Genomic DNA, 21,608 nt, shown 5'->3' with positions numbered 1-21,608 from the left:
GTGTGGTGAGGCGCTCATGCCGCTGCTCCCGCCGCCGTCCGACGGCCGTGAAGGAGACGGCGGCGACCTCCGTTCGCGCCGCTGCGGCGAAGGAGACGACGGGCGGCCTGCTGGCCGGGGACGCCGCTGATCCCGCCGGTCGGATGCGTTCCGGCGCCCGTGAGGTAGAGGCCGGGGACGGGCGTCTCGTACGACGACAGCCCGACCGCCGGGCGCGTCGGTCCGAGGCGCAGGCCGAACGGATCGACGTGGTACACGTTGCCGTCCGGGACGTGGAAGCGGGTGGCGAGATCGGGCGCGCCGAAGACGCGCCTGCCGATCTCGAGCTCCTCGAGTCCCTCGTAGTGCTGCGCGCACTCGCCGACGACGCGGTCGCCGATCTCGTCGCGCATCTCCGACCAGGGCGTGCGCGGCGACGCCGGGACGATGCCCGACCAGATCCACAGCGTGTCCTCACCCTCGGGCGCCTGGGTCGGGTCGATCCCCGTGGGCACGATGGAGATGAACGGGATCGGGTCGGGCCAGAGCCCGGCGACCGCCTCGTTCCATCCCGTGAGGTGCTCCTCGTAGGTGTGCCAGCTGACGACCGGGCGGCGGAGGTCGAGGTCGTCCCGGCGCCACGCCTGGTGACGGGGCAGGTGGATCCGCCCCGAGAGCGCGATGTCGATCTTGAGGTTCGCCGCCCCGGTGTTCGTCGTCGGGATGAGGCCCGCCCGCCGCTCGAGCTCCTCCGACAGGGTCCCCGAGGGCAGCAGCTCGTTGAGCGTGACCTTCGGGCTGCACGAGGCCATGACGTGCCCGGCGCGCACCTCCTCCCCGTCGTCGAGGCGGACGCCGACGACGCCGCCGTCGCGGACGAGGAGCTCGTCGACGCGGGCCGAGGTGCGGATGCTGCCGCCGTGGGCCTCCACGCAGGTGGCGAGTGCGCGCGGGAGCGCGACGGAGCCGCCCTCGAAGCGGGCGCTCATCACGCGGTGGCAGATGCCGAGGTAGACGAGCGCCCAGCCGGAGCCGTCCTGCGTCATCCAGCAGAAGGGCGGCATGGAGGCGAGCGCGGCGCGGACGAGCGGATGGTCGAACCACTCCTCGATGAGCTCCTGGTGCCCGCCGACGAAGAAGCGCGCGAGCGGCACGAGGGCGCGGTGCCGACGGGCGGCGGTCGCGAGCGCGCGGGCGACGGCGGCGGGCTCCGGCCGCGTCGGGTGCCCGAGCATGAGCGGCATCGCGATGTCGACCGCGGCGTCGAGCATCTCGGCGAAGCGCAGGAACGCGGTCGCGTCGCGCGGCGAGAACCGCCGGATCTCCTCTGCCGTCCGCCGCGGGTCGTGCCAGAAGGCGAGCGACGCTCCCTCGGGCTCGAGGTGAACGTGGTAGGGGTCGGCGGGGAGCCGCACGAGACCGTGGCGGGCGAGATCGAGGTCGCGCTCGATCGTCGTCGCGAGGAAGATCGACGCCTGGATGCCGCCCTCGTTGTGGAGGTGCCCCGGGGCGCCCGGAACGACGGGGCTCGTCGCGAGCATGCCGCCGATGGCGTCGGCGGCCTCGAGCACGGTGACGCGCCGCCCGGCCTTCGCGAGATACGCGGCGGCGGTGAGGCCGTTGTGGCCGGCTCCGACGACGATGACGTCGTCCTCGGTGGGATGGGTGATGAGCATGGGTCCTCGTCGTGGTCGGGCAGGGGCCGGCGCGCCGTCGCGGACGGCGGGTCGGACGGGAAGGTGCGGGGTCGCTAGGCCTGGCGGATGACGTGTGAGCCGGGCCCCTCGGGCGCGGGGATGTCGAGCATGCGCGCGAGGAGCTGCGTGCCGGGGTTGTTCGTCGCCATCGTCGAGTCGGCCGGCACCGCGCCGACGCTCTTCACGAGGGCGGCGGCGCGGACCATCATCACGCAGAACCGCAGGCCTCCGAGCACCTCGTAGAAGTCGATGTGCGGCATCGCGTGGCCCGAGAGCTCCTCGTAGAGGGCGATGGTGCGTGCGCGGTCGTGGAGGCCGGGCGGCACGGGCGCTCCGACGCCCTCGGTGTGGTGACGCTGCATGAAGAGCCACCAGCCGAGGTCGAGCGCCGGGCTCGCGAGGCTCGCGAACTCCCAGTCGAGGACCGCGGCGACCGACAGGTCCGGCGCGAAGAGGATGTTCCCGATCCGCGAGTCGCCCCAGGAGAGGCACACGGGCTCGTCGGCCACGGGCCGGTTCTCGCGGACCCATTCGAAGGCGGCGTCGACGACGGGGTTCTCCTCGCCCTCCCTCGCCCACTCCATGTAGTCCTCGAAGTAGGAGATCTCGCGGTCGAGCGGCGTCTCGCCCGGGCCGCCGCGCGCGAGCCCTCCGAGGCCGAGCGCCGCCCAGTCGAGCCGGTGGATCGCCGCGAGGGCGCCGATCGCGTTCGCGGAGAGGGCCGCCCGGTCGTCCGGCGCGAGGTCCGCGACCCAGCCGCTCACGGTGAACGGCGGCGAGTCCTCAGGGACGCGCCCCTCGACCCGGTCCATGACGAGGAAGGGCGCCCCGAACCAGCCCGCGTCGGTCTCGAGCCAGCGCGGGCGCGGGACGGGGACCGTCCCCTCGGCGTGGAGCGCGCTGAGGGTCGCGTGCTCCTGCGCGATGTCGTAGGTGCGCGTGACGCCGGCCGTCGGCGGTGCGACGCGCGCGACGAGGCGCTCGCGGTGCGCGCGGCCCCTCTCGCGCCACGCGGCCTCGAAGAGGAGCGTCTCGTTCGAGAGCCCGTTCGCGCTCGGGATCTCGACGGGTGAGATCTCGACGTCCTCGACGCCCTCGAGCCCGGAGAGCCAGCGGCTGAGCTGGGTGCGGGCGTGGTCCTCGGTGATGTGGTTCGTGATGGCCATGCGTCTCCTCTCTGGAGGTGACGCTAACGCAATCTGACCAAAAGGTCAATCTTGGTTGTTCGACCAACTCTGGATCTATAGTCATGGTTGCGCTAGGCTCGCGTCATGGCGCTCGATTCCGACACGCGGGCACGGTCGAGGTACGACCGCCGTCGCGATCAGACCCGCTCCCAGCTCACGGCGGCCGCGCGGCTGCTCATCGCGGACAAGGGCGTCGCGGGGCTGCGGATCGCGGACATCACCGAGACCGCGGACGTCGGCAAGGGCTCCTTCTACAACCACTTCGGCTCGAAGGAGGAGATCGTCGAGGCGGTCGTCATCGACTCGCTCGAGGACCTCGCGGAGGCGGTCCTGCAGGACCTCGCCGACGTCGACGACGCCGCGGAGATGGCGAGCGCCGCCGACCGGCGCTTCATCCGACTCGCCAACGACGACCCCGAGTTCGCGCGCCTCCTCGTCAACCTCCATCACGGCGACGATCTCTTCGCCACCGCGGTCCTCCCCTATGCGCGCGTCCCGCTGCAGCGCGGGCTCGACGACGGCCGGTTCTCGGTGACGGATCTCGACTCCGTGCTCATCTCGATCGCCGGAAGCGCGCTCGCGACGATCCGCGCGATCCTCGCCGGTCGCGCCCCCGACGCCGCCGACGAGAAGCAGGCGGAGAGCATGCTGCGGATGATGGGCCTCCCGCCCGAGGAGGCGCTGCGCGTGAGCCGGCTCCCGCTCCCCCCGTCCGACGGCGGACGCAAGGTCGAGGCGGGTGGCCGATGAGCGACCGCATCGGCATCCAGCGCGCGGAGACCGACCTCTGGATCCCGCTTCCGGCGGAGGGCGAGTCGTGGGACCTCCACACGGTGCACACCCACTACTTCGGGTTCTCGATCCCGGAGGAGCGGATCGGCGCCTGCATCTACTTCCGCTACCAGCCGGCGTTCCCGCTCCTCGGAGGCGGCGTCGGCATCTACCGGGGCGCGCGCAACGTCCGCCCGCTCGACATCGAGCACCTCAACTGGTGGATGACGATGCCGTGGCCCGACGTCCAGGACGGCGTCGTCCGGGCGGCGAACGGCCTGGTCCTCGACGTCCGGGTGCCCGGCCGCGACATCCGCATCGGCTACGAGAGCCCCGACGGCCGGACCAGGCTCGACCTCCGCCAGGAGGCGATCACGCCGCTCACCGCCCGCGGCTCCCTCATGCCCGCGCTCGAGGGAGGAAGCGACCCGTCCCAGCACCCGGGCGGCTCCGAGCAGTTCATGCACGTCACCGGGACGCTCGTCCTCGACGGCGCCGAGCACCACGTGGACTGCGTCAACGTGCGCGACCGCTCGTGGTGCCAGCACCGGCCCGAGGTCCCCGGCATCCCGATTCCGCCGCTCGGGTGGACGCCGATGTGCTTCGGCCCGGATCTCGCGCTCAACGCGTTCAGCTTCGAGCCCCCCGACACCGAGCCGGCGTGGGCGGGGCTCTACGACGTCCCCTCCGAGGGGCCGTTCCACCAAGGCGAGCCCTACCTCATCGTCGACGGGGAGATCCGCGCGGTGACGCAGGTGCGGCGCCACGTGCTCGCGACCCACCCCGACACCTTCCAGGCGACGCGCATGGAGCTCGAGGTCACCGACGAGACCGGCACGACCCGGCGCTTCGCCGGCGAGGCCGTCGCGAGCGCGTCGCTGCCGATGTGGCACAACATCTCCTACGTCGACAGCGTCGTGCGCTGGGAGGACGAGTCCGGCCGCGTCACCCACAACACGTATCAGGAGGCCTGGTTCGACGCCTACCAGCGGTCGCGGAGCCGGCGCCGGGCCGCGACGCCGGCGGCCGCCTCAGCCTGAGCCCCGCAGGGCGGCGCGCGCCGCCGCATCGCCGGGGACCCCGTGGACCGCGCCGCCCGGGAACGCCGCCGCGCTCCCGAGATAGAGGCCGTCGAGCGGCGTGCGGTAGGGCGAGATCGACGGCACGGGCCGGAACACGAGCTGCGAGAGGCGGTAGCTGCCGCCGCCGACGTCGCCGTCGACGAGGTTCGCGTTGCGGCGCTCGAGGTCCGCCGGTCCGAGGACGTGGCGGTCGAGGATCGCGTCGCGGAAGCCGGGCGCGAAGCGCTCGACCTGGGCCTCGATGCGCTCGACGATCGCGTCGAGCGGCGCTCCGGCGTCGGCGCCGTTCCGGGGCCCGTGGGTGTACGCCCACGCCGTGTGACCGTCCTGCGGCGCCCGCGTCGGGTCCGCGATCGACTGCTGTCCGAAGAGGAGGAACGGTCGCTCGGGCCAGCCGTCGTGCGCCTCGGCGGACGCCGCGAGGCAGTCCTCCTCGTCGCCTGCGACGTGGACGGTGCCCGCGAGGCGGCTCGCCTCGTGCTCCCACGGCGCAGGGCGGCCGAGCGCCCAGTCGACCTTCACCGTCGCGGGCCCGTGGGCGAACCGGCGGACGCCGGCGCGGTACCAGTCGGAGATCGCGTCCTCGCCCGCGAGCGCGACGAGGTCACGCGGCATGACCGTCGCGACGACGACCGGGGCGCGCACCTCCCCGCCGCTCTCGGTCCGCACGCCGGTCGCGCGCCCCGCGGACGACAGGACGGCCGTCACGCGCGTCCGCGGACGCACCTCGCCGCCGAGGCTCGTGAGGTAGCCGGTGAGGGCGTCCGCGAGCCGCTGCGCGCCGCCGCGCGGGCTCGGCCACCCGACCGCGTGCCCCATGACGTCGAGGTAGGCGGCGGCCATCGCCGTCCCGGCGCCCGACGGGGGCACGTCCCCGTGCATCGCCGCGCCGTGCAGCCACGCCCGTGACCCGCTCGCCGTGAAGAGCCGCCGGGCGAGCCCGACGGAGGAGCCGGTGAGGAGCCGCATGAACTCGAGCGTGCGGCGGGGCCCGAGCTCGGCGAGGAGCCTGGGCGGGCCTCCGACCGGCGGGAACGCGGACAGCGCCGTCGCCCTCACGGCGTCGAAGTGCTCCACGAACGGCCGCACGAAGCGCGCCCACGCCGCCCCGTCACCGGGATGGAGGGCGTCGAGCGACGCGGCCGTCGCGTCGACGTCACGGTACAGCGCCGCGCCGCGGCCGCCGGGGAGCGGGTGCGCGAAGCACGCCTCCGGATGCACCCACTCGAGCCCGTGCTCGTCCAGCGGCATCCGCGCGAAGACCGGAGAGGCCGCGGCCGCCGGGTACACCGAGCTGAAGGTGTCGTGGAGGAACCCGGGCCGCGTGAGCTCCTCGGTGCGCACGGCGCCCCCCGGCGCGTCGCCGGCGTCGAGGACGACGACCGACCTCCCCGCCTCGGCGAGGCGGATCGCCGCCGCGAGGCCGTTCGGCCCGGCCCCGACGACGACGGCGTCCGTGTCGGTCACCCGATCCTCCGCGCCAGCTGATGGAGCATGCTGAGGCGCTCGTCGCCGCCCTCGCCCCAGAACGCGTGCTGGGCGTCGCTGCCGGCCGCGCGGTAGGCGCGGTCGAGGTGCCACGGCATCGGGTCCCAGGTGCCCGCGGCGCGCACCCACGCCCGGCCCCCGTCCTCGTAGAGGAGGAGGCGGTTGTGGCCGTTGCCCATGAAGTGCCCCCGGTGGGTCGTGAGATCGAAGCCGACGATCGGCGTGCCGCCCTCGGGCACGGCGCGCGGCTCGTCGTCGCCGTAGCGGGCGAGGCCGTCCTCGAGCTCGGCGAACCACCGCTCGAGGGCCTCCGGGTGCTCGGGCGTCACGAGCTCGGTGATCGTCACGTAGCCCCGCGTGAAGACCGGCCGTCCCGACCGCGTGCCGGCCGCGACCTCGATCTCGAAGGTCTGGCCCGCGAGCCCGCCGGGCCGCAGGGGCGTGAAGCGCCCGATCTCGCTCGCGTAGTCCGGCCACGTCTCAGGTCGCGTGAGGGCCGCGACGACCGCGTCCGCCGAGGGCATCTCCACCGGCGGATAGGTGTGCCACACCTGGTCCTCCGGTGGCGCGCTCTCCGGGGTGAGCTCGCCGAGCCGTGAGAGCCGCAGGCGGCGCTGGGGATCGTGCGCCGCCCGGTCGGCGGCGGTCTCGAACGCGATGCCCCATCCCCGGCGGTCGTCGTCGGCGACGGCGTCCGGGAACCAGTCGCCGAGCAGGCGGCGTCCTCCTTCGAGGAGCTGGTCGCGGTCGAGCGTCCCGCGGGAGGTGCGCTCGGTGGACAGCCGGTCGGCCCCGAAGGCGCGGTGGAAGGCGGCGAGGTCGGTGACGTGGAGCCGGTGGTCGCCGTCCTTCCGCGCCCAGTGGGTGGTGAGGATCGAGAAGGCGAGCCGGAGGTCGTCGACCTCGCGCGCCGACGGGTCGCGCCGGTAGTAGGCGGCGTTGAGGAAGTCGGTCACCCACACGGCGGCGTCGCGGCCCGCGATCGACGAGCCCACCATCCGCGCGAAGCGCAGCGGGCCGGTCCGGGGGACGTCGGCCGGCGCCCCCGCCGGCTCGTCGTCGAGGTCCTCGAGGTGCTCGGGGACCGTCTCGTGGAGGGTCGCGGTCGTGTCGTCGGGCATGGTCACCTCACGGGTGGCGGGCAGCTCTCTCCGCGCCGTACCCGGGGCCCGCGAGGGCTCATGCCCGCGTCGTCACATCCGCGACTCGACGAGGCGCTTGATCGCGTCGAGCGTGCCGACGATGTCGTGGTCGGCCTCGAGGTGCGGCGTCGACAGCTCCAGCGTGAGGGTCGAGCCCTGCCCGTCCGGGGTCACGCTCATGCGGCCGTGATAGCCGTCGCCGGCGCCCCACTCGATGACGCGGTTGTCCTCGTCCGAGCGGAACCAGGCCTCGCCCTGCTGCTCGTGCCCGTCGTAGCGGGCCTCGACGTGCACCTCGTCGCCGGAGCCCTGGGTCGCCTTCGTGATCTGCGGGACGTACTCCGGCAGGTTGCGGACGTCGGCGAGCGCCGCGTACACATCGGCCGGTGCGGCGGCGACGTGCTCGGTGTGCGCATGGTTCGTCACGGTGATGCCTCGCGTTCGGTCGGGGGGCCTGACGATCATCGTGCCCCGGCGGGCGCCGCGTCAATCGTGCAGAGCGACGGCGCGTTCCGGCGGCGCACCGGCGCCGCCCTCGGCACCTTCGCCCCTCGGGGCTGACAACCTGTGCGGGATGGCCGACCTCTCCGACATCGCGACCCGCGCGGACTGCGAGCGCCTCGTCCGCGCCTTCTACGGCAAGGCGCTCGTCGACCCGATCATCGGCTACCTCTTCACCGACGTCGCGAAGCTCGACCTCGAGGCGCACGTCCCGCGGATCACGGCGTTCTGGGAGACGGTCCTCCTCGGCGCCGACTCCTACCGCGGCGGCGCGTTCCGCCCCCACGCCGAGCTCCACGCGCGCTCACCCCTGCGAGGCGGCCACTTCGACCGCTGGGTGGCGCTGTGGCACGAGACGGTCGACGAGCTCTTCGCCGGCGAGCGCGCCGAGCTCGCGAAGGCGCACGCGACGCGTGTCGCGCGCGCCTTCCACGCCCGGGTCGAGGGGCGGCCGGTGACGATCGAGCCCGAGCTCGTGCCGGGCGCGCTGCTGCAGATCACGCGACACGGTCCGGCGCCGGACGAGGGCTGACGCCGCCCGGCCCGCCGGCCGCCTCGCGCTCCGCCCGGCGCTTGTGGACGAGCGAGGCGACGACGCCGATGCCGAGGATGAGCCCGATGCCCGCGAGCGAGTAGGCGGGGCCGACCTTCCCGAACAGCTCGCCGTAGGCCATCTTGCCGCCGATGAACACGAGGAGGACGCCGAGCGCCGCCTTGAGGTGGTAGAGCCGCTCGACGAGGTCGGCGACGAGGAAGAAGAGCGGCCGCAGCCCGAGGAGCGCGAAGGCGTTCGCCGCGAAGACGACGTACGTGTCGGTCGTGATGCCGAGGATCGCCGGGACCGAGTCGACGGCGAAGATGACGTCGACGACCGCGATCGCGAGGAGCGCCGCGCCCGCCGCGGTGAGCACCCGGCCACCGTGGTCGCCGACGAACGTGAGGCGGCCGCCGTGGTCGCCCGAGGCGACGCGGAGCCGCTCCTTCACGCCCTTGACGAGGCCCTCCTCGGCGCCGTGGTCGTGGCGGTGGCTCCACAGTCGCCAGCCGGTCCACGCCAGGAGCGCCGCGAACGGGAAGGCGAGCCAGGAGGCCTCCTCGAGCGCCGCCGCGCCGACGACGATGAAGATCGCGCGCAGGACGAGCGCGAGGACGATCCCGTAGGTGAGGAGCCGCGCCCGCTGCGGCACCGGGATGGCGAACGCGCTGAAGACGATGAGGAAGACGAAGACGTTGTCGAGCGAGAGCGACTTCTCGACGAGGTAGCCGGCGATGTAGGCCGTCCCCTGGTCGCTCGTCCCGAAGAGGAAGAGCACGCCGGCGAAGGCGAAGGAGAGGCCGACCCAGACGAGGCTCCAGATCGTGGCCGACCTCGTCGTCATCAGGCCGCCGCGGCCGCGGATGACGAGGAGGTCGATGACGAGGAGGACGCCGATCGCACCGAGCAGGATGAGCCAGTCGGTGGTGGCGCCGAGGGGCGTGTTCATGCGGGAGATGCCTTTCGCGGTCGTGGATGACGTCGCGAAGGTTTCTCCGCCCCTGGGGGCCGCGGGTGCCGGACCTCACGCGGAGGTCGTGCTGACGACACCTGCCGTCGGGATACTTCCCTTCTCGTCAGGATCATACGCGACGCGGTGACGGGCCGATCACCGCGTCATGGGTCCGTCACACCTCGGATCAGCCGACGTAGGCGCTGAAGTTGACCTGCGTCCCGTCCCCGCGCGAGCACGTGTAGGACGTGAGGCCGTCCGCCTGGCGGTCGACGACCGAGCAGCTGTAGCCCTCGCTCGATCCCTGGCCGGAGACCTGCCACACCGCGGCGCGCAGGGCGGTCGTGCAGTCCACGCCGACGGCGCTGACGTCGAAGACGGCCTCGAAGCCTCCGCAGTCCACCGCCGTCACGCCCTCGGGCTCGGCCGTCTCCTCGGCCTCGCGACGCGCCTCCTCCTCGGCGTCGCGCCGCGCCTGCTCGTCGGCCTCGCGCTCGGCGGCCGTGGCGTCCTCCTCGGCGCGCGCCCACGCGGTGAGACGATCGACGCCGGCGATCCGGCCGCCATCGAGTCCCGTCGCGCTCCAGGCGTCGCGCGCGCGCTGCGCCTCGTCGGCGACGTCGGATGCGGTCGCGTCGCCCGGGTTCGTGAGCGCGCCGACCGCGGCGGAGAGGAACGCGCGGTTGCGCTCGATCGCCCGCACGGCACGAGCGCGGATGTCCGCGGCGTCACCGGGGCTCGCGAGCCGACCGACCGACGTCCCGGTGGCAGCGGCGACCCGGTCCGCGGCGCGGGCGGCCGCGAGCGCCTCGGCGGGGTCCTCGCCGCGACCGAGGCCGAGGAGCTCCTCCGTGAGCTCGGTGTTCGCCTCCGCCAGCGGGGCGATGAGCACCGCGACCTCCTCGCGGTAGGCGATCGCGGCGTCGTCGTCCTCCCCTCCGTCGTCGCCGCCGCCGAGGGCGAGCACGAGGACGAGCGCGGCCGCTGCGAGGGCGACCGCGACGGCCCCGAGGCCGATCGCGAGCGCTCGGCGTGACGTCCCGTCCGCGGGCGGCGGGGCGGGCTCCTGCGGCGTGGCGACGAACCGGTGACCGCAGGTCTCGCAGAACCGGGCGGAGGCGTCGTGCTCGGCGCCGCACTCCGGGCAGAAGCGGCGGGTCGTGGTGGTCGGCGGCGTGGGAGTCGTGCTCATGAGGGAAGGTCTCTCGTCGCGGTGCCCCGACGCTATTGGCGCCGCGGACCCCCGAGACACCGTGCCGAGCCGCCGTCCCCCTCCGTGGTCGACCGCAATGCAGAGCGTGCGCGAAGCTGGCGCGCTCGCGCCTCTCCAGATCCGCCTGCATCTGCCGATAACGCATGCATGGAGACGTGCGCGATGCGCCGGACGGCGGCCCCCGCCCGCTGATGACGGGGGACGCGCCGCAGCCGGACGTCGGCAACGAGGTCCTCGTCGAGGAGGCGCTGCGCACGGTCGAGGAGATCTCCGTCCTCGTCTTCGACGGCGAGATGCGGATCCGGGCCGTCCACGGGGGCGCGGTGGCGCGTCACGGCTACGTCCCCGAGCGCCTCATCGGGCGCCGCGCCCCGGACGTCCTCCCCGCGGCGGCCTGGGAGCGCATCGGCCCGCTCTACATGCGGGCGCTCACCGGCGAGACGGTGACGGTGGAGATGCCCTCGGCGGACGGCTCGGCCGTCTACGAGACGACCTTCCAGCCGGTGCGTCGCGACACGCGGATCATCGGCGGCATGGCGACGTCGCGCGACGTGACGGAGCGCGTCACCGCCGAGGCGTCGCTGCGCCGGTCCGAGCGGGACTTCCGCCTCCTCGCCGAGACGACCGGGGACGTCATCTCCCGCTCGTCCCCCGACGGGACGCTCCTCTACGTCTCGCCGGCCGTGCGGCGGGTCTTCGGCCGAGAGCCGCAGGACATGAGGGGCACGACCCTCTGGCGCACGGTGCGTCCCGAGGACCGGCGCCGGGTCGCCGCCGTCCGCCGGGCGGTGCTCGCCGACGGCCGCCGCCGGACCGTCGAGCATCGCGTCCGTCGCACCGACGGCCGCGAGATCTGGGTCGAGACCGAGCTGCGCGCCGTGCGGGACGACGTGACCGGGACGACTCTCGAGATCCACTGCGCGACACGGGACGTCACGCAGCGCCGCGCGGACGAGGACCTGCGTCGCCAGTGGCAGCTGAGCTTCGAGAAGGACACGCGCGGCATCATCCTCGTCGAGCCCCGGTCGCTCGCCATCGCCCAGGTCAACCCGGCGTTCGCGACGATGCACGGCGGCACGCGCGAGGACTTCATCGGCCGCACCCTCTACTCGGTCTTCGCCCCCGGGAGCGCCCACGTCGTCGCGGAGGCGAGCGAGGTCCTCGAGCGCGAGGGGCACGTTGAGCTGCAGGCCGATCACGTCAGGCTCGACGGGACCGTCTTCCCGGTGGCGATCCAGGTCGCCGCCGCCCGCGACGAGGAGGACCGGCTCATCTACCGGGTCGGCTACGTCCGGGACCTCACGGTGGATCGAGCGCGGGAAGCCTCCGAGCGCCGCGCCATCGCGCGCTTCGAGTCGAGCTTCACGCAGGCTCCCATCGGGATGGCGATCGTCGACCCCGAGGGACGGCTGCTGCGGGTGAACCGCAGCCTGTGCGACCTGCTCGACCGCTCCGAGGAGGAGCTCCTCACCACGGACTTCCAGCACCTCACGCATCCCGACGACCTCGAGAAGGACCTCGCGTTCCTCCGCGCGACGCTCGACGGGAAGCGGGACGGCTACGAGATCGACAAGCGGTACCTCCGGACGGACGGCTCGACCATCGAGGCGCGCCTCTCGGTCTCCCTCGTCCGCGACGAGGACGGGACGCCGCTCCACTTCGTCTCCCAGGTCGTGGACCTCACGGCGCTCGAGGAGACCCGTCGTGAGCTCACGGAGGCCCAGGCTCGTCTGCGGTCGGTGCTCGACCACAGCCCCCTGGCGATCTACACCCGCGATCTCGACGGCTGCTGGCAGGTCGTCAACGCCGAGGCGACGAAGATCCTGGGCCTCCCGGAGGAGGTCCTCGTCGGGCGTCCGATCGAGGAGACGGTCGCCCCTGAGGTCGCCGAGGAGTTCGCGGCACACGACCGGGCGGTGCTCGCCGCGGACGCGGCCATGAGCTTCGACGAGATCGCCCCCGACGCACGCACCGGCGAGTTCCACCAGTACTGGTCCCTGCGGTTCCCGGTGCGGGACGCCGCCGGAGACCTGCTCGGGGTCGGCGGCATGTCGCTCGACGTCACGGCGCGCGAGCGGATCTCCCGCGAGCTCACCGCCGTGCGCGACCTCTTCGAGACGGGGTTCGACTCGGCGCCCGTCGGGATGGTGATCAGCCGGCTCGAGCCGGACGGGTCGACGACCGCCCTGCAGTGCAACGCCGCGTTCGCCGCGATGACGGGACGCGCGCCGGACGAGCTCGTCGGCCGCTCGGGCATGGTCGCCGTCCACCCGGACGAGCACGCGGAGTGCCGCCGGCTCCTCGCGGAGGCCGCCGCCGGGCGGCCCGCCTCCGGGGAGCTTCGGCTGCTGCATCCGGACGGGCGCGAGGTGTGGGCGCTCATCACGCCGGCGTCGGTCGAGGACGCCGACGGCCAGCGGCTCCTCGTCGTCCAGGCCCTCGACATCTCCGAGCGCAAGCGGCTCGAGGGGCGGCTCCAGCACCTCGCCGACCACGATGCCCTCACGGGCCTGTTCAGCCGACGCCGCTTCGAGGAGGAACTGCGTCGCGAGGCCGCGCGCGTGCGGCGTCACGGCGGACATGCGTGCCTGCTCCTCCTCGACCTCGACGGCTTCAAGGACGTCAACGACTCATTCGGCCACTCGGCCGGCGACGAGCTGCTCGCGCGACTCGGCGAGGCGCTGCGGGGCGTCCTGCGCGAGATCGACGTGCTCGCCCGGATCGGCGGCGACGAGTTCGCGATCGTCCTCCCCGGGACCGACGAGGAGGGCGGACGCACGGTCGCGGTGAAGCTCGTCGAGGCCGTGCGCGCCAACGGGCGCATCGTCCGCAGCGGCGGGTACGCGGAGGTGACGGCGTCGGTCGGCGTCACGACCATGAGCACGGGCGGGGCGCTCGATCCCGAGCTGCTCCTCGTCGAGGCCGACCTCGCGATGTACCAGGCGAAGGACGGCGGCAAGGACCGCATCTCGGTGTACGAGCGGGCCGAGAGGCTCCGGGACGAGGTCGTCCGGCGCACCGACTGGATGGGACGCCTTCGCCGCGCCGTCCGCGACGAGAGCTTCGTCCTCCACGCGCAGCCCGTCCGCCCGCTCCTGCGGCCGAGGGGGTCGCGGGAGCACTACGAGCTGCTTCTGCGCCTCTGCGAGGAGGGAGACCGGCTCGTCACGCCCGACGCCTTCCTGCCGCACGCGGAGGAGAGCGGCATCATCCTCGACATCGACCGGTGGGTGCTGGGCCGCGCGGTCGACATGCTCCACGCCGCCCGGCACGCCGGTCGCGACGTGCAGCTCGCGGTCAACCTCTCCGCCCGGTCGGTGCAAGACGGCGACACGGTGCGGCACCTCGAGCGGCTCCTCGCGCGGCGTCCCGTCGCCGCCGGCTCGCTCATGATCGAGGTGACCGAGACGGCGGCGATCACGAACGTCGCGCGCGCTGCCGAGCTCGCCCGCCAGCTCCGCGAGCTCGGGTGCCTCCTCGCCCTCGACGACTTCGGTGCCGGGTTCGCGTCCTTCAGCTACCTGAAGCACCTCGCCTTCGACGCCCTGAAGATCGACGGCGACTTCATCGACCGTCTTCCGACCTCGTCGACCGATCAGCTCGTCGTGCGCGCCGTCGTCGACATCGCCCGCGGGCTCGGCGCCGAGGTGATCGCGGAGCGCGTGGCCGACCAGGCGACCGTCGCGATGCTCACCGACCTCGGCGTCGACTACGGCCAGGGCTTCTTCCTCGGTCGCCCGCGGCCCTTCGAGGTCTGAGCCCCGCGCCGGGACGCGGCGTGTGACGGGGCGCACAGAGGGGTGTCCCGCCCGGGGGTCCCGGGCATCCCGACGGGGTGTCACGCGCGACCGAGGCAGGGGCTCGGGCTCGGCGCATCCCCTTCCTGCGGGATCGTCCCCGGCCGCAGAAGATCGAGAACGCCGCCTGGCGCCAGCAGGCCGCGGAGGCGGCGCGGCGCGCCAGGCGCCGTCTCGTCGTCCTCGTCCCGGTGCTCGCGGCGGTCATCGCCGCGTACTCCTGGCGGGTGGATCTCTTCGGCGTCGACGAGCCCGTGCGGATCGCGACGGCGATCGCGTTCGCCGCGATCGGCTGGTCGGTCGCGCGCGGGTTCGCCAACGTCGTCGTCGACCGCCTCACGCGGCGGATGGAGCCCGGCACGGCGGGCGTCGCGGGGTTCCTGCTCCGCCTCGTCCTCCTGCTTCTCATCGTCATCGTGAGCCTCCGGCTCGCCGGGCTCCCGCTCGGGACGGTCGCGCTGGGCGCGTCGTTCACCGCGGTCGTCGTCGGTCTCGCCGCCCAGCAGACGCTCGGCAACGTCTTCGCGGGCATCGTGCTGCTCTCCGCCCGTCCCTTCCAGATCGGCGACCGCGTGCGGTTCGCGGGCTTCGGGATGGACGTCGAGGGCACCGTCGTCGGGCACGGGCTCCTCTACGTCACGTGCGAGGACGGCGCCGACACCGTCCTCGTCCCGAACAGCACGGCCCTCACGATGTCGGTCCGGCCGATCCGCGAGCCGGCGAAGGTCGATCTCCGCGCCCGGCTGCCCTCGGACGTCGATCCCGTCGCCATCGAGGCGATCGTCGCCGAGCGGGTGACGACGCCGACGCGAGGCGTCCCGCAGGTCGGTCTCGAGGAGTACCTCGACGACGAGGTCGTCGTGCGCATCCGCGCGGCGCCCGTCGACCCCAGCGACGGCGGCCGACTCGCACGCGAGGTCCTCAGCGCGGTCTCCGACGTCGGCCGCGCGCAGGCGGCCGCCTGAGCGGCTCTCAGAGGTCGACGACGACGAGGTCGGCGCGGCGGCGCCGCAGCGCCTCGCAGACCACCCGCCGATGGCAGACCGCCGCGTCCTCCTCGAGGCAGAGGAGGACGGTGGGCGGCGACGAGTCGATCTGCGCGGCGAGCTCGTCGAGCTCCGCCGCGGCGGTGTCCTCGAGGTGCGTCGCGAAGACGTCGCGTGCCTCGGCCGTGCGGCCGTTCTTGAAGAGCCAGCGGATGTCGGGCGGCGTCCCGAGCGTGCGGCGGCTCTCGTAGCTGATGCCCGCCTCCCCGAGGCGATCGGCCAGCCGCGTCTTCGACATCCCCGCCCGGCGGGACTGGGGCCGCTGACGCACGTCGAGGAGCCGCCGGACCCCCGCCGCCTCGAGCTCGGCCACGAGCTCGTCCGGAAGGAGGCGCTCGTAGCCGATCGTCCACACCCGCGGGGCGGGCGCAGCGGGATCGGCGAGGTCCGCGCCGACGCCGCCCTCGAAGGTCACCCTGACGTGGCGCGCGGCCTCGCCGCCCTCGACCACCGTGTACGAGCCGGATGCGGACCGGACGCGGAGGAGCCCGGGCTCGTCGACGCCGACATCGAGACCCGCGCGACCGGCGAGGCGCACGTGCGCGTCCCGCACCGCGCCGAGGTCGGGGACCCGCAGCCAGACGTGGTCGATGCGGCCGGCCGACCGCTCCATCCCGTGGTGGACGGCCTCGAGGCTGAGGCCGTCGGGATCGCGCAGGAAGGCTCCGTGGTAGTCGTCGCGGTACCGAGGTCGCGGACCGGGCGCCCCGTCGTCGGCCAGCCCGGCCTCGCGTCCCGCCCGCCAGAACGCCTCGACGGCCTCGATCGAGGGCGCGAACCACGCGACGTGGACGCCGCGGCTCGGGGCGGCGCTCTCGACGAGCGAGACCCCCTCCCACCGACCGCGCTCCCTCGGCTCGAGCCCCACCTCGCGCAGCGCGGCGGCGTACATCGGCGCCGCCCGGTCGAGGTCGCTCACCGCCAGCTCGAGATGCGCGAACACGACCGGAGCCTACGCCCGCGCGCGGCGCTAGCGTCACCGTCATGCCCGACGCGCCACCCCCTCCCCCGCCCGCGCTCGTGCGCGCGAGCGCCGACGAGCAGCAGCTCCCCGAGGGCAGGAGCGTCGAGGGGCGCCGTCTCGTCGTGCAGCGCCGCGGTGCGCGAGACGCCGCGCGCACGATCCTCGTCGTCGGCCAGATCCACGGCGACGAGCCCGGCGGCCGGCGCGTCATCGCGGCGCTGCGGCGCCGACGGGCCCCGAAGGGCAGCGCCGTGTACACGATCGCCTCCGCCAACCCGGACGGCGCCGCCGACCGGACCCGCGTCAACGCTCGCGGCGTCGACCTCAACCGCAACTTCCCCGGCGACTGGCGGTCGGGTCCCCGTGGGCGCTACCACCCGGGTCCGCGCCCGTCGAGCGAGCCGGAGACCCGCTGGGTCCGCCGCGTCGTGCGCGCCGTCCGCCCCGACGTGACCGTGTGGTTCCACCAGCCCTACGGGATGGTCGACCTCAGCCGCGGCGCGTCGCCGTCTCTCGTGCGTGCGTACGCGCGCCGGGTCCGCCTCCCCTCCCGGCGCCTCCCGCGCCTGCACGGGACCGCGACCGGCTGGCAGAACCGCACGTTCGACGGCACGAGCGCGTTCGTCGTCGAGCTCGGCGCGCGGCGGCCCACCGACCGCGAGGTGCGTCGCCACGTCCGCGCGATCCACGCGATCGCGCGCGGCGACTGAGCGCCGTCCTCCCTCTCTTCAGGCCCGGGGCTGGTCGCGGGCGCGCCCGAATGACCCGCACGCGCACCGGGTAGCCCTCAAGGGACCGCAACGGAAAGGACACCTCATGGCGCTCACCAGCAGACGCAGCCGCGTCGCGGCGAAGGCGGCGCGCACCGGGATCCGGACGTACGGCGAGGCGAAGCGGCTCCAGGGCCGGGCCTCCACGCGGCGCCTGCGCCGCGCAGACGTGACGACGAGCCGCGGTGTCGCCGCCGGCTTCGGCGCCGGCGTCGCGCTCGGCGCGTTCGTCGCGTACCTCCTCGACCCCGCGGACGGGCGCCGTCGGCGCCACGTCGCGCGTGACCGCGCCGCCGCGACGGTCCGCCGGCGCACCCGGGATGCCGGGACCGCCGCGACCGCTGCGGCGAACCGCGCGAAGGGCGCGGTGCACGAGGCGACCCCCTCGTCCGCGGGCCCGCCGCCGAACGACGTCGCGCTCGCGCGCAAGGTCGAGACCGAGATCTTCCGGCCGGCCGAGGCTCCGAAGGGGAAGGTGAGCGTCGACGCCGCGGAGGGCGTCGTCCACCTCCGGGGCGAGGTCGACGAGCGGTGGATCGGCGAGCTCGTCCGCTCGGCTGAGCGCGTCGACGGCGTCGCGCGCGTCGAGAACCTCCTTCATCCGCCGGGCACGCCCGCGCCGACGTCGACCTGAGCGCGACTGCCGAGCCGGGTCGCTGCGCGTCCGCGGGACACGCGGCGGCCCGTCTCGGCGCGCAGGCCGAGCGTCTCAGCGCGCTGCGACGGACGTGTCGGTCAGCGCGACGACCTCCGAGGCGTCCGCCGCCGCAGTGCCCGGGACCGCGCCGATCGCGCAGCAGTGCGAGAGGAGCGCGTCGACGCCCGCGTGCCGGTCCCGGCGGTGCCCCGCCCACTGCCCGAACCGGCCGCCGAGATACTCGATGCGCCAGAGCGGAGCGCCGCGGTAGCGCCAGTCGGCGCGACGCCACCACGAGATGTGGCGGCGGGCGAAGCGCTCGATCTCCGCCGCGCGCCGCTCACCGACTTCGGGGTCGTCCGCGCGCGTCCCCACCGCGTCCGTGGCCCACGCGAGGAGCACGGGCTGGCGGCAGTCGTCGGGGAGCTGGTCGTTGTAGCCGCGCAGGAACGCGGCGATCGTCGGGCAGACCGACTGCGGGTGGTCGGTGAACCTGTCGCCCGCCAGGACGGAGGCGAGCTCCATCACGCACATGCCGTCCTCCGGGGTGGGATGCCGGCCGGGTGAGAGGACGACGGTCTGGTGGAAGGTCGGGTGTGAGGCCATGATGGCGCTCGCGGTTCCCGGCCAGCACGAGCACCTCACATCGGATGGACGGACGTCACATGTAGTGGGAGAGCCAGTCGGCGATCGCGTCCGTGAGGGCCATGAACCGCGGATCGTCGTCGTGCATCCACTCCGTGTGTCCCGCGCTCGCGATCCGGTGGAGCATCTTCTCGCCCCGCCACGCGCGGTAGAGGCTGAGAGCCTCGGACAAGGGGTAGAGGTCGTTCTCCTCGCCGTGCGCGATGAGGATGGGCCGCGTGAACTCCGAGGCGAGCGCCTCCGGGTTCCACGACAGGAGCGACTCGGCGAAGTCGAGGTCGTATCCCTCGGCGTCATAGCCGCGGACGGCCTTGAGGAAGTAGTCGACGTAGCCGCGGGAGGAGTCGTCGAGCGGGTGGATCTCGAAGGGGTCGACCGTCTCGTGCTCGTTCGAGCGCGCCCGGCGCTGTCGCGCCTCCCACACCCTCTCCTCGAGGGCCCGCAGCTCGCTCGGCGTCCGGTGCGCCGCCTGGAAGCGCTTCCCGTTGTAGAAGCCGTTTGCGGCGACGATCGCCCGGACACGGGGCATCGCCCAGCACGCCTCGATGACGATCCCGGCGCCGACGCCCCAGCCGAGGAGCGCGACCCGGTCGGCGTCGATGCGCGGATCGGAGGTCGCGTAAGCCGTCGCCGCCCGGATGTCCCGCACCTGCTCGGCGAGGAGGACGCGGTTGCGGATGCCCTCGCTGTCCGCGAAGCCGCGGTAGTCGAACGAGAAGCACGCGTAGCCCCGTGGGGTCAGCGCCCGGGCGAACCGCTGCGGGTGGATGTGCCGCAGGCCGGTGAACCCCGAGCACGGGACGACGAGCGGGAGCGGCGTCGTGCCGTCGTGGTCGTCAGGGAGGTGGAGCGCGGCGCCGAGCTTGAAGCCGTCGCTGAAGAGGATGTGGTCTTCGGTCTGCATCTGCGCCTACACTCGCACGATGGCGCGGTCGCTGCTCGACGCGGTGCTCGAGGCCCGCGTGTACGACCTCGAGCAGCCGCGCTACCAAGGGGCGCCGGTCTTCCCGGCCCACGAGCCCGGGTTCCAGCTCTTCCTCCACCGTCGCCACGAGCCGTCCGCGCCGGAGCCGCGCACGTCGGCGTCCGCGCTCGTCGTCACCGCCGAGCACTGCGGGACGCACATCGACGCGCTCTGCCACCAGGCGGAGGGAGGTCTCCTGTGCGACGGCCGGAGGGTCGACGCGAGCGTGCAGGGCCCGCACGGCATCGCGCACCTCGACGCAGCGTCGATCCCGCCCCTCCGCGCGCGGGGGGTCCTCCTCGACGTCCCCGCCGCGCTGCCCGACGGCGCGGACGTCCCGCGGCTCGTCGGGCGCGACCTCCTCGAGCGAGCCGCCGCGGCGGCGGGCACCGACGTCCGGCCCGGGGACGCGGTGCTCGTCCGGACGGGCAACGGGGCCTCCTACGCCGATCGCGCGCGCTACGAGGCGGGGCCCGGCGTCGACGGCCCCGCGGCCGCGTGGCTCGCGTCCCTCTCGCCGCTCCTCGTCGGGATCGACAACATGGCGTGGGACCTCCCCGGTCACGTCGATCCGGAGCTCGGGTGCACGCTCCCCGGGCACGTCCACCTCATCTGCCGCGCCGGGATCTTCATCGTCGAGAACGTCGCCCTCGAGGAGCTCGCCGCCGACGGCGTCACGCAGTTCACCTTCGTGTGCCTCCCGTTGAAGATGCGCGGCGCGACCGGGTCGCCGGTGAGGCCGCTCGCGCTCGTGGAGCCCTGACCGCAGCCGGCGCGGCTCAGCCGCGGGCCCGGCGCCACTCGCGCAGCACCCGCTCGAGGTCGAGGGGGCCGACATCGAGGGGCGGCCCCGGCGGCGGCGTGCGGATCGCGTCGACGATCGCCTCGTTGAGCGGCTCCACGAGTCGCCGCACCTCCTCCTCCGAGCGGGCGTCCGCCACCGCCGTGAGCACCTTCTGGCGCTGCTTGCGGAGGGCGAGCGCCGGTGGGAGGAACGAGAGCCCCTCGCGCTTCATCTTCGCCTTCGCCCACCACATCTCGTCGTGGGGCTCGTGCAGCCCGCGGATCGGACGGCCCGCCCCGGGGAGGTCGTCGAACTCCCCCCGGTCCATCGCCTCGCGGATGCGCCGGTCGACCCACGACTCGCGCGGGGACTCGGGGGGCGGGCGGCGCTGCACGGCTCCAGTGTCGCACGCGCCACCGCGGGGTTCCCACGGGTCCGGGGGCGTGGACAACTACGGATCGAGACACGCAGCAGGTTCGGACGCGACGGGCCGCGACCGGGAGCAGGATGCGCCCATGTCCCTCATCGATCGCTCCCCCGGCATCTTCATCGGCCTCGTCGCCTACGTCGTGTACGGCGTCGTCGCGATCGAGATCTGGATGTGGACGGCCGAGAGCGCCGTGGCCGTCGCCGCCACGCTCGTGCTCATCGCCGTCACCGCAGCGTTCATCGCCCGGTTCGCCGTCCGTCTCATGGACGACGGGACCGAGGCCCCGAGCGCTCCCGTCGTCGCGGAGGTCACCGAGGAGGAGTCCCCAGCTCCTGCCCCGGTCAGCGCTCCGCGTCCCCGACCGGTCATGCGGCCGGTCGCCTGAAGGCAGGTCCACGCCGACGGCGGGCCGGCTCTCCTCCCCCGGCCGGCCCGCCAAGGCGTGACCGCCGCCGCGGCGCGATCAGTTGAGCCGCGCGACGAGGCCCGCGCGCTCCGCCTCGAGCGTCGCGCGGAGCTCCTCGTCGGCCGGCAGCAGCAGCCGCAGGTCCGCGGCGTGGATCGCCTTCGCGAGGTCACCGCGCCGGGCGAGCGAGCCGACGAGGTTGTTGAGGATCCGCATCGCGGTCTCGTGCGGCCCCCACGGCCGGACGAACGCGGCCGGCGCCTCGGTGCTCACGGGGCCGCCGCCCCCGAACGGGTCGAGGAGCATCGGCGGGTCGACGCCGACGTGGCCGACGACGAAGTGCCCCGGCAGGCCGATCGGGGCGAGCGGCACGCCGGCGCGGCGCGCGACCTCCACGTAGACGACGCTGAGGAGGATCGGGAGCCCGCGGCGGCGCTCGAGCACCACGTCGAGCATCGAGTTGCGGGGGGCGTCGTACTCACGCGTGTCTCCGGCGAAGCCGTGGACCTCGCCCAGGACTCGCGCGCAGGCCCGCGCGTCGTCGGCGGGCGTCCCACCGCCGTCCGCGCGCGCCTGGGCGAGGTCGAGGCTCAAGTGGCCGAGCTGACCCAGACCACC

Annotated in this window: 21 protein-coding genes; 9 read left to right on the top strand and 12 right to left on the bottom strand. The window is 74.2% G+C overall.

All coding sequences use genetic code 11. The features are described from left to right. Positions 1 to 14: 14 nt before the first annotated feature. Both ACME2J_RS10045 and ACME2J_RS10040 read right to left on the bottom strand, forming a co-directional pair. A complete protein-coding gene (locus ACME2J_RS10045; protein ID WP_495544771.1) occupies positions 15 to 1,655 on the bottom strand; it encodes a phytoene desaturase family protein in 1,641 nt (546 codons plus the stop codon). 74 nt (positions 1,656 to 1,729) lie between these two features. Further along, entirely contained in the window at positions 1,730 to 2,842 is a 1,113-nt protein-coding gene (locus ACME2J_RS10040; protein WP_495544770.1) for a phosphotransferase family protein, read from the bottom strand. 105 nt (positions 2,843 to 2,947) lie between these two features. On the opposite strand from ACME2J_RS10040, the gene ACME2J_RS10035 reads away from it, so the two are divergent. Continuing rightward, positions 2,948 to 3,613, top strand: a complete 666-nt coding sequence (locus tag ACME2J_RS10035; RefSeq protein ID WP_495544769.1) for a TetR/AcrR family transcriptional regulator — start codon at positions 2,948 to 2,950, stop codon at positions 3,611 to 3,613. Beyond that, entirely contained in the window at positions 3,610 to 4,674 is a 1,065-nt protein-coding gene (locus ACME2J_RS10030; RefSeq protein ID WP_495544768.1) for a DUF7064 domain-containing protein, read from the top strand. Before ACME2J_RS10035 ends, ACME2J_RS10030 begins: the two co-directional genes overlap by 4 nt. Here ACME2J_RS10030 and ACME2J_RS10025 read toward each other — a convergent pair. The 3 genes from ACME2J_RS10025 to ACME2J_RS10015 form a co-directional block, all read right to left on the bottom strand. Beyond that, positions 4,666 to 6,183 carry a phytoene desaturase family protein gene (locus ACME2J_RS10025; RefSeq protein WP_495544767.1) on the bottom strand — a complete coding sequence of 506 codons (1,518 nt, stop codon included), beginning with the start codon at positions 6,181 to 6,183 and terminating at the stop codon, positions 4,666 to 4,668. The genes ACME2J_RS10030 and ACME2J_RS10025 overlap by 9 nt on opposite strands. Then, positions 6,180 to 7,325, bottom strand: a complete 1,146-nt coding sequence (locus tag ACME2J_RS10020) for a hypothetical protein (protein WP_495544766.1) — start codon at positions 7,323 to 7,325, stop codon at positions 6,180 to 6,182. The genes ACME2J_RS10025 and ACME2J_RS10020 overlap by 4 nt, the downstream gene beginning before the upstream one ends. A gap of 72 nt (positions 7,326 to 7,397) precedes the next feature. Continuing rightward, positions 7,398 to 7,772 carry an SRPBCC family protein gene (locus tag ACME2J_RS10015; protein ID WP_495544765.1) on the bottom strand — a complete coding sequence of 125 codons (375 nt, stop codon included), beginning with the start codon at positions 7,770 to 7,772 and terminating at the stop codon, positions 7,398 to 7,400. 148 nt (positions 7,773 to 7,920) lie between these two features. On the opposite strand from ACME2J_RS10015, the gene ACME2J_RS10010 reads away from it, so the two are divergent. Then, entirely contained in the window at positions 7,921 to 8,379 is a 459-nt protein-coding gene (locus ACME2J_RS10010; RefSeq protein WP_495544764.1) for a group III truncated hemoglobin, read from the top strand. Here ACME2J_RS10010 and ACME2J_RS10005 read toward each other — a convergent pair. After that, the gene (locus ACME2J_RS10005; protein WP_495544763.1) at positions 8,345 to 9,331 is read right to left on the bottom strand and encodes a TerC/Alx family metal homeostasis membrane protein; all 987 of its coding nucleotides are present in this window, start codon (positions 9,329 to 9,331) and stop codon (positions 8,345 to 8,347) included. The two genes, ACME2J_RS10010 and ACME2J_RS10005, sit on opposite strands and share 35 nt — an antisense overlap. Before the next feature lie 190 nt (positions 9,332 to 9,521). Continuing rightward, entirely contained in the window at positions 9,522 to 10,526 is a 1,005-nt protein-coding gene (locus ACME2J_RS10000) for a zinc ribbon domain-containing protein (protein WP_495544762.1), read from the bottom strand. Between the two features lie 164 nt (positions 10,527 to 10,690). Between ACME2J_RS10000 and ACME2J_RS09995 the strand changes: the two genes are divergently transcribed. Next, on the top strand, positions 10,691 to 14,305 hold the full coding sequence (locus ACME2J_RS09995; protein ID WP_495544761.1) for a PAS domain S-box protein: 3,615 nt from the start codon (positions 10,691 to 10,693) through the stop codon (positions 14,303 to 14,305). 77 nt (positions 14,306 to 14,382) lie between these two features. Then, on the top strand, positions 14,383 to 15,309 hold the full coding sequence (locus ACME2J_RS09990) for a mechanosensitive ion channel family protein (protein ID WP_495544760.1): 927 nt from the start codon (positions 14,383 to 14,385) through the stop codon (positions 15,307 to 15,309). Between the two features lie 7 nt (positions 15,310 to 15,316). Here the strand turns inward: ACME2J_RS09990 and ACME2J_RS09985 are convergent, their stop codons facing one another. After that, positions 15,317 to 16,333 (bottom strand): DUF488 family protein, encoded by a 1,017-nt coding sequence (locus tag ACME2J_RS09985; protein WP_495544759.1) that lies wholly within the window; start codon positions 16,331 to 16,333, stop codon positions 15,317 to 15,319. A gap of 41 nt (positions 16,334 to 16,374) precedes the next feature. On the opposite strand from ACME2J_RS09985, the gene ACME2J_RS09980 reads away from it, so the two are divergent. Together ACME2J_RS09980 and ACME2J_RS09975 are read left to right on the top strand one after the other, a co-directional pair. Next, positions 16,375 to 17,064 (top strand): DUF2817 domain-containing protein, encoded by a 690-nt coding sequence (locus tag ACME2J_RS09980; protein WP_495544758.1) that lies wholly within the window; start codon positions 16,375 to 16,377, stop codon positions 17,062 to 17,064. A gap of 106 nt (positions 17,065 to 17,170) precedes the next feature. Further along, a complete protein-coding gene (locus ACME2J_RS09975) occupies positions 17,171 to 17,758 on the top strand; it encodes a BON domain-containing protein (RefSeq protein ID WP_495544757.1) in 588 nt (195 codons plus the stop codon). Positions 17,759 to 17,833: 75 nt separating this feature from the next. Here the strand turns inward: ACME2J_RS09975 and ACME2J_RS09970 are convergent, their stop codons facing one another. Both ACME2J_RS09970 and ACME2J_RS09965 read right to left on the bottom strand, forming a co-directional pair. After that, positions 17,834 to 18,367 carry a hypothetical protein gene (locus tag ACME2J_RS09970; RefSeq protein ID WP_495544756.1) on the bottom strand — a complete coding sequence of 178 codons (534 nt, stop codon included), beginning with the start codon at positions 18,365 to 18,367 and terminating at the stop codon, positions 17,834 to 17,836. A 55-nt stretch (positions 18,368 to 18,422) separates the two neighbouring features. Next, complete coding sequence (locus tag ACME2J_RS09965; protein WP_495544755.1) at positions 18,423 to 19,310, bottom strand: alpha/beta hydrolase; 888 nt, start codon at positions 19,308 to 19,310, stop codon at positions 18,423 to 18,425. A gap of 19 nt (positions 19,311 to 19,329) precedes the next feature. On the opposite strand from ACME2J_RS09965, the gene ACME2J_RS09960 reads away from it, so the two are divergent. After that, entirely contained in the window at positions 19,330 to 20,133 is an 804-nt protein-coding gene (locus ACME2J_RS09960) for a cyclase family protein (RefSeq protein ID WP_495544754.1), read from the top strand. Between the two features lie 16 nt (positions 20,134 to 20,149). On the opposite strand, the gene ACME2J_RS09955 is transcribed toward ACME2J_RS09960, so the two are convergent. Continuing rightward, positions 20,150 to 20,548 (bottom strand): DnaJ family domain-containing protein, encoded by a 399-nt coding sequence (locus tag ACME2J_RS09955; RefSeq protein WP_495544753.1) that lies wholly within the window; start codon positions 20,546 to 20,548, stop codon positions 20,150 to 20,152. Positions 20,549 to 20,669: 121 nt separating this feature from the next. Here ACME2J_RS09955 and ACME2J_RS09950 point away from each other — a divergent pair, with 121 nt between their 5' ends. Next, positions 20,670 to 20,969, top strand: a complete 300-nt coding sequence (locus tag ACME2J_RS09950) for a hypothetical protein (protein ID WP_495544752.1) — start codon at positions 20,670 to 20,672, stop codon at positions 20,967 to 20,969. A gap of 78 nt (positions 20,970 to 21,047) precedes the next feature. Here the strand turns inward: ACME2J_RS09950 and ACME2J_RS09945 are convergent. Then, the coding region (locus tag ACME2J_RS09945; RefSeq protein WP_495544751.1) for a transglutaminase family protein at positions 21,048 to 21,608 on the bottom strand (561 nt) is incomplete at its 5' end.

It is taken from the genome of Paraconexibacter sp. (assembly GCF_059438195.1).
This window is presented reverse-complemented; position numbering and strand designations above follow the sequence as displayed.